At 65.4% G+C, this 15,468-nt stretch carries 11 protein-coding genes; 7 read left to right on the top strand and 4 right to left on the bottom strand.

Going from position 1 to position 15,468, the window contains the following annotated elements; translation table 11 throughout:
- Window positions 1-17: 17 nt before the first annotated feature.
- Together AB3X95_RS03050 and AB3X95_RS03055 are read right to left on the bottom strand one after the other, a co-directional pair.
- Entirely contained in the window at window positions 18-2,192 is a 2,175-nt protein-coding gene (locus AB3X95_RS03050; protein ID WP_368620631.1) for a malate synthase G, read from the bottom strand.
- Window positions 2,193-2,272: 80 nt separating this feature from the next.
- Window positions 2,273-2,677, bottom strand: a complete 405-nt coding sequence (locus AB3X95_RS03055; protein ID WP_176108535.1) for a heme-binding protein — start codon at window positions 2,675-2,677, stop codon at window positions 2,273-2,275.
- Between the two features lie 260 nt (window positions 2,678-2,937).
- Here AB3X95_RS03055 and AB3X95_RS03060 point away from each other — a divergent pair, with 260 nt between their 5' ends.
- Entirely contained in the window at window positions 2,938-3,819 is an 882-nt protein-coding gene (locus AB3X95_RS03060) for an MOSC domain-containing protein (protein ID WP_368620632.1), read from the top strand.
- Window positions 3,820-3,857: 38 nt separating this feature from the next.
- Here AB3X95_RS03060 and cobA read toward each other — a convergent pair whose 3' ends face one another.
- Window positions 3,858-4,661, bottom strand: a complete 804-nt coding sequence (gene cobA, locus AB3X95_RS03065) for a uroporphyrinogen-III C-methyltransferase (RefSeq protein WP_368620633.1) — start codon at window positions 4,659-4,661, stop codon at window positions 3,858-3,860.
- Window positions 4,662-5,251: 590 nt separating this feature from the next.
- Here cobA and nirB point away from each other — a divergent pair.
- The 6 genes from nirB (at window position 5,252) to AB3X95_RS03095 (ending at window position 14,856) form a co-directional block, all read left to right on the top strand.
- On the top strand, window positions 5,252-7,792 hold the full coding sequence (gene nirB, locus AB3X95_RS03070) for a nitrite reductase large subunit NirB (protein WP_368620634.1): 2,541 nt from the start codon (window positions 5,252-5,254) through the stop codon (window positions 7,790-7,792).
- A gap of 39 nt (window positions 7,793-7,831) precedes the next feature.
- Entirely contained in the window at window positions 7,832-8,197 is a 366-nt protein-coding gene (nirD, locus tag AB3X95_RS03075; RefSeq protein ID WP_176119797.1) for a nitrite reductase small subunit NirD, read from the top strand.
- Window positions 8,198-8,246: 49 nt separating this feature from the next.
- The gene (locus tag AB3X95_RS03080; protein WP_368620635.1) at window positions 8,247-12,428 is read left to right on the top strand and encodes a molybdopterin-dependent oxidoreductase; all 4,182 of its coding nucleotides are present in this window, start codon (window positions 8,247-8,249) and stop codon (window positions 12,426-12,428) included.
- Window positions 12,429-12,598: 170 nt separating this feature from the next.
- Window positions 12,599-13,966, top strand: a complete 1,368-nt coding sequence (locus AB3X95_RS03085; RefSeq protein WP_368620636.1) for an MFS transporter — start codon at window positions 12,599-12,601, stop codon at window positions 13,964-13,966.
- A 79-nt stretch (window positions 13,967-14,045) separates the two neighbouring features.
- Window positions 14,046-14,507, top strand: coding sequence for an SRPBCC family protein (locus AB3X95_RS03090; protein WP_176367278.1), 462 nt, complete (start codon window positions 14,046-14,048; stop codon window positions 14,505-14,507).
- On the top strand, window positions 14,491-14,856 hold the full coding sequence (locus AB3X95_RS03095; RefSeq protein WP_176367277.1) for a helix-turn-helix transcriptional regulator: 366 nt from the start codon (window positions 14,491-14,493) through the stop codon (window positions 14,854-14,856). Before AB3X95_RS03090 ends, AB3X95_RS03095 begins: the two co-directional genes overlap by 17 nt.
- 176 nt (window positions 14,857-15,032) lie before the next feature.
- Here the strand turns inward: AB3X95_RS03095 and AB3X95_RS03100 are convergent, their stop codons facing one another.
- Window positions 15,033-15,398 carry a hypothetical protein gene (locus AB3X95_RS03100; protein ID WP_176108526.1) on the bottom strand — a complete coding sequence of 122 codons (366 nt, stop codon included), beginning with the start codon at window positions 15,396-15,398 and terminating at the stop codon, window positions 15,033-15,035.
- Window positions 15,399-15,468: the final 70 nt, after the last annotated feature.

Consider the following 15,468-nt stretch of genomic DNA (forward strand, 5'->3'; position numbering starts at 1 on the left):
CGTTCAGCAGGACGGCCTCAATCTTGCTGCTTCACCTCGAGCCGGAACTTGTGCAGCAACGGCTCGGTATAGCCGTTCGGCTGCTGGCGCCCCTCGAATACGAGCGCTTGCGCGGCCCTGAACGCAACCGTGTCGAAGCCCGGCGCCATCGGCTGGTAGAGCGGATCACCGGCGTTCTGCGCGTCCACGACCTTGGCCATGCGCTTGAACGTCTCCTCCACGAGCTCGCGTTCGATCACGCCGTGATACAGCCAGTTGGCGATGTGCTGGCTCGAAATACGCAGCGTCGCGCGGTCTTCCATCAGGCCGACGTTGTGAATGTCCGGCACCTTCGAGCAGCCGACGCCCTGATCGATCCAGCGCACCACGTAGCCGAGAATGCCTTGCGTGTTGTTGTCGACCTCGGCGCGGATTTCTTCGTCGCTCCATTGCGCCTTTTCGACGACCGGAATCGTCAGCAGGCCATCGAGCAGTTCGTCGTACACCTTCGCGTAGTCGGTGCGTTCGAGTTCCTGCTGGACCGCCTGCACGTCGACCTGGTGATAGTGCAGCGCGTGCAGCGTCGCCGCGGTAGGCGAGGGCACCCACGCGGTATTCGCGCCAGCCTTCGGATGGCCGATCTTCTGTTCGAGCATCGCGTGCATCAGGTCGGGCATCGCCCACATGCCCTTGCCGATCTGCGAGCGCCCGCGCAGGCCCCCGCTCAAACCGACCAGCACGTTGCTGCGCTCGTACGACGTGATCCACTTGCTCGACTTCATGTCGCCCTTGCGGATCATCGGGCCCGCTTCCATCGCGGAGTGCATCTCGTCGCCGGTGCGATCGAGGAAGCCCGTGTTGATGAACGCGACGCGCGCCGACGCTTCGGCGATACACGCCAGCAGGTTGACGCTGGTGCGGCGCTCCTCGTCCATGATGCCCATCTTGAGCGTGTTGCGCGGCAGCTTCAGCAGGTCTTCGACGCGCGCGAACAGCTCGCTCGCGAACGCGACTTCGGCCGGGCCGTGCATCTTCGGCTTCACGATATAGATGGAGCCGGTGCGCGAGTTCAGCTTGTTCTGACGGTCTCGCAGCGCGCACAGCGTCGTGATGACCGCGTCGAGAATGCCTTCGGGAATCTCGTGGCCGTCTTTGGTCAATACGGCCGGGTTGGTCATCAGGTGGCCGACGTTGCGGATGAACAGCAGCGAGCGGCCATGCAGCTTGACCTGCGACTTGCCGTCCGCGCCGGTGTACTCGCGATCCGCGTTGAGCCGGCGCGTGAAGGTCTTGCCGTTCTTCGTGACCTGTTCGGTCAGGTCGCCGTTCATCAGGCCGAGCCAGTTGCGATAGAGCTGCACTTTGTCGTCGGCGTCGACGGCCGCGACCGAGTCCTCGCAATCGATGATCGTCGTGACCGCCGCTTCCACAACGACGTCCTTCACATGCGCCGCGTCGGTCTTGCCGACCGGATCGTTCGCATCGATCTGGATCTCGACGTGCAGGCCGTTGTGCTTTAGCAGCACCGCCGACGGCGCGCTCGCGTCGCCCTGATAGCCGACCAGTTGCGCGGGTGTCTTCAGCGCGGTAGTGCCGTTCTTCAGCGCGACCACGAGCTGGCCGTTCTCGACGCTATAGCGCGTCGCATCCGCGTGCGAGCCGTTCGCGAGCGGCGCGGCCTGATCGAGGAACTTGCGCGCATACGCGATCACCGCGGCGCCGCGCACCGGGTTGTAACCCTTCTGCTTTTCCGCGCCATCCGTTTCGGGGATCGCGTCGGTGCCGTACAGCGCGTCGTACAGGCTGCCCCAGCGCGCGTTCGCGGCGTTCAGCGCGTAGCGCTGGTTCGACAGCGGCACGACGAGCTGCGGGCCGGCCTGCTCCGAGATTTCGCTGTCCACGTGGTCGGTCGTGGCCTCTACGCTGGCGGGCACGGGCACCATGTAGCCGATGCCTTCGAGAAACGCACGATAGGCGCGCAGATCCCGCACCGGGCCGGGATGGCTCCGATGCCAGTTGTCGAGTTCGCTTTGCAGGCGGTCGCGCTCGGCGAGCAACGTCCGATTTTTTGGCGCCAGCTCGTGCACGAGGGCGTCGAAACCCGACCAGAAGGCGGCGCTGTCGATTCCGGTGCCGGGCAGGGCTTCGGTTTCAACGAACTGGTCGAGGTTGGCGGCGACCTGCAGTCCGCCGCGCGGGTTCATCTGTGTCATCGACTGCTCCATCTGTTATGGGACCGATGAGGGGGCATCGGTCCGCGTTGAGCCACGGGATTGCTGTGACGCGCGGCGCTTTAAACGCCGAGCGCCTGAATGCCGGCCTTCGCGATCTGCGCATCCTGCTCCGACTTGACGCCCGACACGCCGACCGCGCCGACCACATGGCCGTCGACGATCACCGGCACGCCGCCTTCGAGCGTGCCCTGCAACGGTGCGCTGAGGAATGCGGTGCGGCCGTTGTTGATCATGTCTTCATACACTTTGGTTTCGCGCCGGCCGAGCGCCGCGGTGCGCGCTTTCTCGGTCGCGATATACGAGGTGGCCGGCGCCGCGCCGTCCAGACGCAGCACCGCGAGCGGATGGCCGCCGTCGTCCACGACCACGATCGCGACGGGCCACCTGTTCTTCTCGGCTTCCGCGCGCGCGGCATCGACGATGCGGGTCGTCTCGGCGACGGTCAACACGGGTTTGGTCAGCATAATGAATGTCCTGTCTCGGTGAGGGAAGGTGGCGTCTTCGGCTTCTTTCGGTAACGGGTCGATGCGGCGGCTGCGCGCGCGTTTCGCAGCTCTGTCGCATGCCGCATGCCGCGCGCCGGCGCCTGCCTGATCTGAAGATTCTACTTCCCGCCGCCCCAGCGCGGAACGGCAGCTTCCCTGGTCGCCATCACCGATACACGCGCAGCGCTTTACAATCGCGTCTCCACCCAAAAACCGCGCTTCCCACGAGATCTCAGACCATGCCAACCATCAGCGAGCTGTTCGTCTATCCGATCAAATCCTGCGCCGGCATCCCGCTCGATGCGGCGCGCCTGCTGGCGACCGGCCTCGAATACGACCGCAACTGGATGATCGTCGATCCCGAAGGCGCGATGTTCACGCAGCGCGCGTATCCGCGCATGGCCCTGATCAAGGTCGAACTCGGCGCCGAGGATCTGATCGTCAACGCGCCGGGTATGCGTGAGCTGCGCACGCCGCTCGATGCCGCGCGCCTGGCCGGCGCGGCCCGGGTCGATACCGCGGTGTGGAGCGACGCCGCCTACGGGCTCGATACCGGCGAAGCAACGGCGGCGTGGTTCACGGAGTTCCTCGGTCTGCCGGCGCGCTTGCTGCGCTTCGATCCGGAGCGCGAACGCATCGTCGATCCGGACTACACGGACAGCACCGGCGGTGCGACGACCTTTTTCGCCGATGGTTTTCCGCTGCTGGTGGCGGGCCAGGCCTCGCTCGACGATCTGAACGCGCGCCTGAACCGCAAAGGCGCGCCGTCGATTGGAATCGATCGCTTTCGACCCAACATCGTGCTCACGGGCTTAGATGCCTATGAAGAGGACTATGTCGAGACGCTCGCCGTCGGTGCGGATCCGGACTCGAGCGCGCGCGTCGAGTTGCGTCTCGTCAAGCTGTGCTCGCGCTGTCCGATGCCGACCATCGATCAGGCGCGCGGCGCGCCCGATCCCGACTGGCCGAACGAGCCGACCGACACGATGCTCGGTTATCGCGTCAGCGAACGCTTCGACGGCGCGGTCACGTTCGGCAACAACGCGCTGATCGCGAGCGGGGCGGGGGCCTGGCTGCGGGTCGGGCAGCAGGTCGACGCGGAGCTCGGATTCGGCGATTGATTGGATGAAAGGCGGGCGAGGCCCGCTTCGATCGGATCTCAGGCCGCCCGCGCAATCGCCGGCGCGGGCAGCGTCGTTTCTCCACCTTGTCCGGCGCGAGCTTCGCGTTCCCAGCAAGGCGCTTCGGCGCTCTCGCCAACCGCATCGCCCACCAGAATCACCGCCGGACTGCCGAAGCCCGCGCCGAGCGCATCGGCGGCGAGCCGATCGAGCCGCGTCAACAGGCGCCGCTCGTCGCGGCCGCCGGCCCACTGCACGACCGCGGCCGGCGTGTCGGCCGGCAGGTGCGCGAGCAAGGCAGCGGCGATGCCGTCGATGCGCCGCATGCCCATATAGATCGCCAGCGTCGTGCGCGTCGCGGCGAGCGCGGCCCAGTCCGGCTCGCCGTGATCTTCGGTGTGCGCGGTGATGAAGCTCACGCCGTGGCAGTGCCGCCGATGCGTGAGCGACATGCCGAGCCCCGCCGCGGCTGCAAAGCCCGAAGAGATGCCGTTGACGATTTCGACCGCGAGGCCCGCGTCGCGCAGCACCGCGAGCTCCTCGCCCGCACGGCCGAACAGCAGCGCTTCGCCGCCTTTGACGCGCACCACGTGCAGCCCCTTCAGCGCATAACGCCGCATCAGCCGCTCGATGAACGCTTGCGGCGTCGAGCGGCAGCCGCCGCGTTTGCCGACGCGGATCACGCGCGCCCGCGGCGCGAGCGTCACGATGTCTGGATTCGCGAGGTCGTCGAGCAGCACGACGTCGGCGGCCGCGAGCGCCTTGACGGCCTTCAGCGTCAGCAAGTCGAGGTCGCCTGGGCCCGCGCTCAGCAGCGTGACCTTGCCGGTGTTGGTGTTCATGTTGTGTCCTTGTGCCGTGGGTTTCTCGTGGCTCGAAACGAAAACGGCGTCCGCCCGTGAAGATCACGAGGGGACGCCGTTGTCCATTGCATTGCCGGTTGACGGTTGAGTCTTCGCATCGCGACGACGTTGCCGCGACGACGTTGCGGAGGACCAATGCAAGGACCACGCCATCGATCGAATAGCGGCACGCAAGACGTTGCCACACGCTGCGATTCACGCGGAAAAGAGCGTCACGATCGCACCTGCGTGCACCTTGGTTCCGCACGTCCACAGTGCTGCGTCGCACCATCCCTGTGCCTTGCCGCATCAAAACGCGTCGCGCTCGGGGTGCTTTTCGGAGCCGCGCGATTTGCGGTAAACCCACGCCACACCGTGCTTTGCGGCGCATCGATCTAAATTGGCACAGCCTTTGCGATAAGCGTAGCCATCGAACCAACGTGGGTTCGTCGCGCTTGCAGCAGAAAGCAGCGCTCCGCAGCACCCCAACAGGACAACGGCGTCCCCCGGATTCAGCCTCGGCTGGATTCGCGGGACGCCGTTTTTATTTCCGCAATCGCTTTCGCCAGACACCAGAGGACAGCGCGCTCATGAAAATCATCGTTATCGGTCACGGGATGGTCGGCCACAAACTGGTCGAATGCCTGGCGCTTCAGGACGCGCACGATCTCGACATCACGGTGCTGGGGGAAGAATCGCGACCGGCCTACGATCGCGTGCATCTGTCCGAGTTCTTCTCGGGCAAGACCGCCGATGACCTGTCGCTCGTCGAGCCCGGTTTTTTCGAGCGCCACGGCGTGCAACTGAAGCTGAACGCGCGGGCCGTCGCGGTCGATCGCGACGCGCGCACGGTGACGGTCGCGAGCGGCGAAACGCTGACGTACGACCGCCTCGTGTTCGCGACCGGCTCCTATCCGTTCGTGCCGCCGGTGCCGGGCCGTGAGCGCGGCGACTGCTTCGTCTACCGGACGATCGACGATCTCGAAGCGATGCGCGAATGCGGCGCTCGCTCGAAAACGGGCACGGTGGTCGGCGGCGGGCTGCTCGGTCTCGAATGCGCGAAGGCGCTGCGCGATATGGGCCTGCAAACGCATGTGGTCGAATTCGCGCCGCGCCTGATGGCGGTGCAGGTCGACGACGGCGGCGGCCGCGTATTGCGCGGCCGGATCGAAGAACTGGGCGTCACCGTGCACACGCACAAGAACACGACGGCGATCGTCGACGGCGAAGCGGGCACGCACCGCATGCAGTTCGCCGACGGCAGCCATCTCGACACCGACATGATCGTGTTCTCCGCGGGCATCCGTCCGCGCGACGATCTGGCCCGCGCATGCGGCCTCGAACTGGGCGCGCGCGGCGGCATCGTCATCGACGACGCGTGCCGCACCAGCGATCCGCACATCTACGCGATCGGCGAATGCGCGCTATGGGGTGGTCAGCTGTTCGGGCTCGTCGCGCCCGGCTACGAGATGGCGCGCGTAGTCGGGAAGCAGTTGCTGGGCGACTCGGCCGAATTCGCGGGTGCCGACATGAGCACCACGCTGAAGCTGATGGGCGTCGATGTGGCCAGCATCGGCGACGCGCACGGCAATACGCCGGGCAGCCGCAGCTACCAGTTCAGCGACGAGCGCAAGCAGATCTACAAGAAGCTCGTCGTGTCCGATTGCGGCAAGTATCTGCTCGGTGGCGTGATGGTCGGCGACGCGAGCGAATACGGCACGCTGCTGCAGATGATGCTGAACCGCATCGAGCTGCCCGCGTCGCCCGAATTCCTGATCCTGCCGCAAGCGGACGGCAGCGCGAAGCCCGCGCTCGGCGTCGAGGCGCTGCCCGCGGCCGCGCAGATCTGCTCGTGCAACAACGTGTCGAAGGGCGAGCTGTGCGCGGCCGTCTGCGCCGGCGCGACCGACATCGGCGCATTGAAGAGCGCGACCGGCGCGGGCACCTCGTGCGGCGGCTGCGTGCCGCTCGTCACGCAAGTGATGAAGGCCGAGATGAAGAAGCAGGGCCTCGCGGTGAACAATCACGTCTGCGAGCACTTCCCGTATTCGCGCCAGGAGCTTTACCACCTCGTGCGCGTCGAGGGGCTGCGCAGTTTCGGCGCGCTGCTCGCGAAACATGGCCGCGGCCTCGGCTGCGACATCTGCAAGCCGGCGGTCGCCAGCATTCTCGCGTCGTGCTGGAACGAATTCGTGCTGAAGAAGGAGCACGCGTCGCTACAGGACACCAACGACTACTACCTCGCGAACATCCAGCGCGACGGCACCTATTCGGTCGTGCCGCGCATGCCGGGCGGCGAAGTGACGCCCGATGGACTGATCGCGGTCGCGCAGGTCGCGAAGAAATACGGCCTCTACACGAAGCTCACCGGCGGTCAGCGGGTCGATCTGTTCGGCGCGCGTGTCGAGCAATTGCCGTCGATCTGGGAAGAGCTGATCGCGGCCGGCTTCGAATCGGGCCACGCGTATGGCAAATCGCTGCGTACCGTGAAGTCGTGCGTCGGTTCGACGTGGTGCCGCTATGGCGTCGGCGATTCGGTCGGCCTCGCGGTCGAACTCGAGAATCGCTACAAGGGGCTGCGCACGCCGCACAAGATCAAGTTCGGCGTGTCGGGCTGCACCCGCGAATGCGCGGAAGCGCAGGGCAAGGATGTCGGGGTGATCGCCACCGAGAAGGGCTGGAATCTGTACGTGTGCGGCAACGGCGGCATGAAGCCGCGTCACGCGGAACTGCTCGCCGCGGACCTCGATCAGGAAACGCTGGTGCGCTACATCGACCGCTTCCTGATGTTCTACGTGCGCACCGCCGACCGGCTGCAACGCACCAGCGTGTGGCGCGACAACCTCGAAGGCGGTCTCGACTATCTGATCGACGTGGTCGTCAACGATCGCCTTGGCGTTGCCACCGAACTCGAAGCGGAGATGCAGCACGTGGTCGACACGTACGAGTGCGAATGGAAGAAGGCCGTCACCGATCCCGAAACGCGCAAGCGCTTCCGCCATTTCGTCAACAGCGACGAGTCCGATAGCAACGTCGCGTTCGTCGAGGAGCGCGGACAGATCCGGCCGGCCACGCCCGCCGAGCGGCAGGCGCCGCGCATCGAGATTCCCATTGTCGTCGAGACGGTTTGACCTCAACCGATTCCCGCTTAACTCAAAAGGAGCCCAGTCATGAAGAACGAACGCTTGCCCCGCGCCTGGACCGCGATCTGCGCACTCGACGACATCGTGCCGAACACCGGCGTTTGCGCGCTCGTCAACGGCGAGCAGGTGGCCGTGTTTCACGTCGAAGGCGGTGAAGCGGAGTCGCCCGCCGAGCCCACGGTCTACGCGATCGAAAACTTCGATCCGGGTTCGCACGCGGCGGTGCTGTCGCGCGGACTCGTCGGCAGCCTCGGCGAGCGCATCGTGGTCGCGTCGCCGATCTACAAGCATCACTTCGATCTGCGCACCGGCGAATGCCTCGAAACGCCGTCGTATTCGGTCAGCGCGTTTGCCACGCGCGTCGAAAACGGCCAGGTGTGGGTCGCGGTTTGAGGTAACGGCCTCGCTTAATCGTTCAGAGTTCTAACCAGATCATTCGCGCATGTCTGATACCAGCGTAAAGAGCGTGTGTCCTTATTGCGGCGTCGGTTGCGGCATGGTGCTGCACGTCGAGGACGGCCAGGTCGTGAAGATCGCCGGCGACAAGGAGCATCCGGCCAACTTTGGCCGGCTCTGCACCAAGGGGCAGTCGGCTCACGTCGCGCTGCGCAAGTCGGGGCGTCTCGAAGGCGCGTTCGTGCGTCATGCGCGCGATGAAGACCCCGCGCCGCTGCCGATGGCGCAGGCGTTGAGCGACACCGCAGCGCGTCTGCGGCGTGTGATCGACGAGCATGGTCCCGATGCGGTGTCGTTTTACGTGTCGGGGCAGATGTCGCTCGAAGCGCAGTATCTGGTCAACAAGCTCGCGAAGGGCTTTATCGGCACGAACAATATCGAAGCGAATTCGCGCCTGTGCATGGCGAGCGCGGCGAGCGGCTACAAGCTGTCGCTCGGTGCGGACGGTCCGCCCGGCTCGTATGAAGACTTCGATCACGCGGATCTGTTTTTCGTCAGCGGCGCGAATATGGCCGACTGTCATCCGATCCTGTTCCTGCGCATGATGGATCGGGTGAAGGCGGGCGCGAAGCTGATCGTCGTCGATCCGCGCCGCAACACGACCGCCGAGAAAGCCGATCTGTTCCTGCAGATCAAACCCGGCACCGACCTCGCGTTGCTGAACGGTCTGCTGCATCTGCTGCACGAAAGCGGCGCAACGGATGCGGCGTTTATCGCCGAACACACCGAAGGCTGGGACGCGATGCCCGCGTTTCTGGCCGAGTACACGCCGGAGAACGTCGCCCGCATCACGGGCCTTGCTGTCGGCGACATCCGTCGCGCCGCGCGGATGATCGCGTCGGCCAAAGACTGGATGAGCTGCTGGACGATGGGCCTGAACCAGAGCACGCACGGCACGTGGCACACCAATGCGCTGTGCAATCTGCATCTGGCGACGGGCCGTATCTGCCGGCGCGGCAGTGGACCGTTCTCGCTGACGGGCCAGCCGAACGCGATGGGCGGCCGCGAAATGGGCTACATGGGCCCCGGTTTGCCGGGTCAGCGTTCGGCGCTGGTCGCTGAAGATCGCGCATTCATCGAAGCGCTGTGGGGCATCGCACCGGGCACGCTCAAAGCGGATGGGGGCAACGGCACGATCGACCTGTTCGCGCGCATGGCCGCGGGCGACATCAAGGCGTGCTGGATCATCTGCACGAATCCGGTCGCGACCGTCGCCAACCGGCAGACCGCGATCGCCGGATTGCGCGCGGCCGAACTCGTGATCGCGCAGGACGCGTTCCTCGACACCGAAACGAATCGCTACGCCGACGTGCTGTTGCCCGGCGCTTTGTGGGCCGAAGCCGAAGGCGTGATGGTCAACTCGGAGCGCAATCTGACGCTGATGCAGCAGGCCATCGAACCGCCCGGCGCGGCGTTGCCCGACTGGCAGATCATCGCGCGCATCGCTTGTGAAATGGGCTTTGCCGATGCGTTCAGCTATGCGAGCGCCGACCAAGTGTTCGCCGAACTCACACGCGCGGCGAACCCGGCGACCGGCTACGATCTGCGCGGCGCGAGTCATCGCCGCTTGAAGGACGCACCGCTGCAGTGGCCGATCGCGTCGGCGGATTCGTCCGAGCGCAATCCGCTTCGCTATCTGAATGACGGCGTGAGCCAGACACTTAGGGAGGCTGAAGATGGCAGCCGCCCGCGCATTGCTTTTCCGACTGCGAGCGGCAGGGCGAAGTTTTTCGCGCGCGCGTATCAGCCCGCGGCCGAGTTGCCCGATCGCGAGTTTCCGATCGTGTTGAACACGGGTCGCGTGCAGCATCAATGGCACACGATGACCAAGACCGGCAAGGTCGCGATGCTGAACAAGCTGAACCCGGGACCCTTCGTCGAGATTCATCCGCACGATGCGGCCGAACTCGGCATTCGCGCGAAAGACGCGGTCGAGATCCGTTCACGGCGCGGCCGCGCAGTGCTGGCCGCCGTCGTCACCGATCGGGTGAGCGCGGGGCAGTGCTTCGCGCCGATGCACTGGAACGACGTGTTCGGCGACGAGCTTTGCATCAACGCGGTGACCAACGACGCGGTCGATCCGGTTTCATTGCAGCCCGAACTGAAAGTCTGCGCGGTCGCGCTGAGTCCGGTAACGGCCGAGCGCATCGCGGACACACGCAACGACGACGCGCTCTCTACTCCCGCCGACGCAGCGGCTTTTGCGCCCAGCGCCAAGGATCAACCCATGCCTCGTATCGAAGCCCTCACGACTTTGCTGCAATTGCCGCCCGAGCCCGTACCGATGCCCGCGCTCAGCGATGCGGAGCGCGCGTATCTGGCCGGGTTCGTCAGCGGCCTGCGTTCGTCCGAAGCGCAAGGCCTCGACAACGTGCCAGTGCTGCCGTACAGCGCACCGTTCGATGCGGTGAAGCGGCTCTATGTCGATGGTCTGCTTGCCGGACTGTATAGCCGCAGCGCGACGACGGCCCGGGCTTCAGGCGCTGCATCGCCGCCGAATGCCGCGCAGGAAGAGGCCCGCGAATCGGGCGTGCGTATCGTGCGCACCCGGCCGAAGGTCACGCTGTTGTGGGCCTCGCAAACCGGCAACACCGAATCGCTGACCGAGCGTTACGCGACGCGTCTGATGGAATCGGGCTTCGAGATTCGCACCGCGTGCATGGCCGACTATCCGTTCGCGGCGCTCGCGAAGGCACAGTACGTGTTGCTGATGACCAGTACGTTCGGCGACGGCGATGCGCCCGACAACGCGCAGGACTTCTGGACGCATCTGAACGCCGCCACGGCGCCGCGCCTCGACGGCGTGCGCTTCGCGGTGCTCGCGCTCGGCGATCGCAACTACGATCAGTTTTGCGGTCACGGCCGTCGGCTCGATGAACGGCTCGCCGCGCAGGGCGCGCTGCGTCTCACCGAGCGCGTCGATTGCGACATCGAGTATCAGTCAAGCGCAGATGCATGGCTCGAACGCGTGATCGTCTGTATCAAGCAGGCGGATGCCGCGCTGCATGCGGTGCCGTCGGGCGGCATGATCAACGCGGTGGTGGGCGCGGTGCCGACCAAGGCGCGGCCGGCCGCGTCGCGCATCGTCGGCAATTTGCGACTGAACCGGCAGGGCGCCGTGAAGGATACGCGCTACGTGTCGCTGCAAACGGGCGATTCCAACCTCGAATATGAAGCGGGTGATGCGCTCGGCGTGTGGCCGAGCAACTGCCCCGAACTCGTCGACGAATTGATCACGCTGAGCGGTCTGCACGCTGAAGCATCGGTGCACGTCACGGGAATCGGCGACATGCGCCTCGCTGATGCGCTCACCAAACACTACGAGATCGCGCGGCCGAGCGCCGAAGCGCTTGCGCTGGTCGCCGCGCGCAGCCGCAACGGCGCGCTTGCCGATCTGCTCGCGCCCGAACGCAAGGCGGATCTGAAGCAATGGCTATGGGGACAGCAGCTCGCCGACGTATTGCACGAGTTTCCGGTGAGCCTCTCGGCCGCCGAACTCACCGGCATGCTGAAGCGCCTGCAGCCGCGCCTGTATTCGATCGCATCGAGCCCGAAGGCGCATCCGGGCGAGGTGCATCTGACGGTATCGGCGGTGCGTTACAGCAACGGGCGGCGGCACCGCAAGGGTGTGTCGTCGACGTTTCTCGCGGATCGCGCAAGCGACACCGACGTCCCCGTGTTCGTGCAGAAGTCCGCGCACTTTCGTCCTCCTCATCAGTCGGACACGCCGATGATCATGGTCGGTCCCGGCACCGGCATCGCACCGTTTCGCGGCTTTCTGCACGAACGGCAGGCACGCGGCGAACGCGGACGCAACTGGCTGTTCTTCGGCGAACAACATGCCGCGACCGATTTCTACTATCGCGACGAGCTCGAAGCGATGCGCGCGAGCGGTCTCTTGACCCGGCTCGACGTCGCGTTCTCGCGCGACCAGGCCGACAAGATCTATGTGCAGGACCGCATGCGCGAGCACGGTGCGCAACTGTGGGCATGGCTCGAAGACGGTGCGCATTTCTATGTATGCGGCGACGCGAACCGGATGGCACGCGATGTCGATGCGGCGCTGAAGGGCATTATCGCGACGCACGGTGGCATGAGCGAAGAGAAAGCACTCGAATACGTGAGCCGTCTGACGCGCGAAAAGCGCTATGCACGCGACGTGTATTGAGCCGCCGACGCGTTTCGAAAAAGGCCCCAAAAAAGGCCTCAAAACACACAGCATGATGGCATGACGCTTGCATATCGAGTCCCGGTTAAAACTCCGGGCGATATGCCGGTGCAAAACAGAAGTAACGCAGCAACCGGACTACCAGGCATTTTATTTACCGAGGATCTCTAATGAAAAACGTGATGCACTCCCTGCGAAGCGGCGATTGGCGCGCACTGGTCGCCTGCTTTCTGTATTTCGACACGGGCTTCACCGTCTGGGTGCTGTATGGGCCGCTCGCGCCGTTCATCAGCAAGAGCATCGCGATGACGCCCGCGCAGCAGGGTCTGCTGGTCGCGGTGCCGGTGTTGTCCGCGGCGATTCTGCGCGTGACGCTCGGCAATCTGTATCAGTCCGCGCATGGCAAACGCATTGCGTTGATGGGCGTGTTGCTATCGGCGGTACCGACGATCGTGCTGCCGTTGCTGCAATCGGTGCCGTCGTACGAAATGCTGCTGGTGCTCGGCGTGTTCCTCGGCGTCGGCGGCGCCAGCTTCGCGGTCGCGCTGCCGATGGCCGGCAGCAACTATCCGCCGAAAGTGCAGGGCCTCGTATTGGGGCTGGCCGCGGCCGGCAACATCGGCGCGGTGCTCGATGGCTTCCTGTTCCCGCAACTGGCGACGCGCTATGGTTGGCAACTCGCCGCGGGCGGCGCCTTGCCGCTGCTCGCGATCGCCGCGATCACGCTGTACTTCTGGGCCAACGACGCGGGCGTCAAAACCGGCAGCGTGCTGCGCGCGTTCGGCAGCTTCACGACGACGCTCGCCGGCCTGATCGTGCTCGTGCTGCTCGTCGAAGCGGGGCTGTTCGGCGCGGGCAAGACCGGCGTGCTGCTGTTGCCTGTGGTCGGAGCGCTGCTCGCGATCGCGGTGCTGCCACAACGCTACCGCTCGGTGCTCGCCGAGCGCGATACGTGGGTCATCATGCTCGTCTATAGCATCACGTTCGGCGGTTTCGTCGGCATGTCCTCATATGTGTCGCTGCTGCTGACCAACCTGTATCAACTGTCGAAGATCGACGCAGGTCTGTTCATGGCGCTGCTCGCCGCGACCGGCGCGATGGTGCGTCCGCTCGGCGGCCTGATTGCCGACCGCGTGTCGGGCGTGCGCGTGCTGACCGTGCTGCTCGCGATCATCGCGATTTGCGACTTCCTGTTCGCGACGGCGATGCCGTCGTTCGCGGGCGGCATCGCATTGCTGCTGTGCATGTACGTCGCGTTCGGCCTCGGCAATGGCGCGACGTTCCAGCTCGTGCCGCATCGCTGGGCCGGCCGCACCGGTCTGATGTCCGGCATCGTCGGCGCGGCGGGCGGCATCGGCGGCTTTTATCTGCCGGTCGTGATGGGCATCGCGAAGGAGAGCACCGGCAGCTATCAAATGGGCTTCGCGACGTTCGGCACGCTGTCGGCGTGCGCGTTCCTTGCGATCGTCGCGCTGCGCCGGCCGTGGATGGCGTGGTCGATGCAGACCGGCGTCATGCATGCGCATGCGACGGAGTGAGGCACGGCGCTGACAAAAGCGCAGTCGAATGCTTGCATATCGGTCGCGGCGTTTCTAATATGCAGCCAGGAGGCTGCATATGAACTCATCGACCGATCGCATCGAAAAGCAGATTCTGTTGAAGGCACCGCGCACGCGCGTCTGGCGCGCGCTGGCGAACGCCGAGGAATTCGGCAAATGGTTCGGCGTGAACCTCGCCGGCAAGCAGTTCGTCGCCGGGCAATCCACGCAGGGGCACATCACCTATCCGGGCTACGAGCACCTGGTGATGGACGTGCTGGTCGAGCGTGTCGAGCCCGAGCATCATCTGTCGTGGCGCTGGCATCCGGCCGCGATCGACATCACGATCGACTACACGCCGGAGCCGACCACGCTCGTCGAATTCGATCTGAGCGAGGTCGAGTCCGGCACGCTGCTGCGCGTCGTCGAATCGGGCTTCGACCAGTTGCCGGTCGGGCGCCGCGCGGAAGCGTTCAGGCTGAACGACGGCGGCTGGGGACAGCAGATGGTCAATATCGAACGATATGTCGGCGCGGGTTAAAGCGGGCTCCGCGAAGGCGGGTCTCAAGGCGGCGACGCTGCGCAGTTCGGCGGCGGTGTTCGCCGCGCTCGGTGACGAGACGCGCCTGCGTCTCGTCGCGGCATTGTGTGCGGGCAGCGCGATGTCGATCGCGCAGCTGACGGCCGGCACCGACATCACGCGGCAGTCGGTCACGCAGCATCTGCAGGTGCTGGCCGACGCGGGGCTCGTACACGATGTAAAGGTTGGACGCGAGCGCCTGTGGGCGTTCGAACCCGCGCATCTCGACGCGGCGCGCCGCGCGCTCGACGCGATTTCGCGGCAATGGGATCAGGCGCTGCTGAAGTTGAAGACGATGGTCGAGGAGTAAAGGGCGGGGCGGTCGCGGCGATTGCGCGAACCGAACCAAGATGACGCGCGACGGCGCGTACCGCATTTTTTACCGACCGCAAGCGGCGCATCCTGCCCGGCAAGGGCGGAACAACGCAAAAGGGGCCAACCATTGGCCCCAAACCACCGCAAAAAAGGAAGAAAACCAGCCCGCGGCTAATCGGCGATCCGCTTGTCGGCTAGCGCGCTCTGGCAGTCGGCTATCACCTGCCGGACGAGCCGGGCTTGTGGGTCGAGTTCGTCGGTATCGAGAATTTCCTCGACCGCGTCGCGCGCCCAATCGGCATCGACGAAGCGCGCGTGGCGCCGCGCGATTTCGACGGCGGTGGCGGACAGCTTCGCAATGCACAGCCAGTCGGCTTCGCGCGCGCGGCGGTCGAGCCACTTGTGCGCGGACTGCACGTGAAACGCCGCGTCGGGCCAGTCTTCGTTCAGATAATAAGCGCCGAGGCTTCCGCATGTGAGCCAGCACAACAGCTCCAGGCGGTCACGGGGACTCAGATGTTGGCGTACATCACTCATGGCGACGCTCGCTGCAGTAAATGGCTTCCCGGTGAGGCCGGCGGGCGCCGTCCTCCGCTTTTTATAAACA

Source organism: Paraburkholderia sp. BR13444 (genome assembly GCF_040948755.1).
GTDB classification, from domain to species: domain Bacteria; phylum Pseudomonadota; class Gammaproteobacteria; order Burkholderiales; family Burkholderiaceae; genus Paraburkholderia; species Paraburkholderia youngii.

What these genes read in the sequence shown, in the direction of transcription:
- cobA (WP_368620633.1), bottom strand. Translation starts at nt 4,661, where the DNA reads ATGAACACCAACACCGGCAAGGTCACGCTGCTGAGCGCGGGCCCAGGC.
- AB3X95_RS03055 (WP_176108535.1), bottom strand. Translation starts at nt 2,677, where the DNA reads ATGCTGACCAAACCCGTGTTGACCGTCGCCGAGACGACCCGCATCGTC.
- AB3X95_RS03095 (WP_176367277.1), top strand. Translation starts at nt 14,491, where the DNA reads ATGTCGGCGCGGGTTAAAGCGGGCTCCGCGAAGGCGGGTCTCAAGGCG.
- nirB (WP_368620634.1), top strand. Translation starts at nt 5,252, where the DNA reads ATGAAAATCATCGTTATCGGTCACGGGATGGTCGGCCACAAACTGGTC.
- AB3X95_RS03060 (WP_368620632.1), top strand. Translation starts at nt 2,938, where the DNA reads ATGCCAACCATCAGCGAGCTGTTCGTCTATCCGATCAAATCCTGCGCC.
- AB3X95_RS03085 (WP_368620636.1), top strand. Translation starts at nt 12,599, where the DNA reads ATGAAAAACGTGATGCACTCCCTGCGAAGCGGCGATTGGCGCGCACTG.
- AB3X95_RS03090 (WP_176367278.1), top strand. Translation starts at nt 14,046, where the DNA reads ATGAACTCATCGACCGATCGCATCGAAAAGCAGATTCTGTTGAAGGCA.
- AB3X95_RS03080 (WP_368620635.1), top strand. Translation starts at nt 8,247, where the DNA reads ATGTCTGATACCAGCGTAAAGAGCGTGTGTCCTTATTGCGGCGTCGGT.
- AB3X95_RS03100 (WP_176108526.1), bottom strand. Translation starts at nt 15,398, where the DNA reads ATGAGTGATGTACGCCAACATCTGAGTCCCCGTGACCGCCTGGAGCTG.
- nirD (WP_176119797.1), top strand. Translation starts at nt 7,832, where the DNA reads ATGAAGAACGAACGCTTGCCCCGCGCCTGGACCGCGATCTGCGCACTC.
- AB3X95_RS03050 (WP_368620631.1), bottom strand. Translation starts at nt 2,192, where the DNA reads ATGACACAGATGAACCCGCGCGGCGGACTGCAGGTCGCCGCCAACCTC.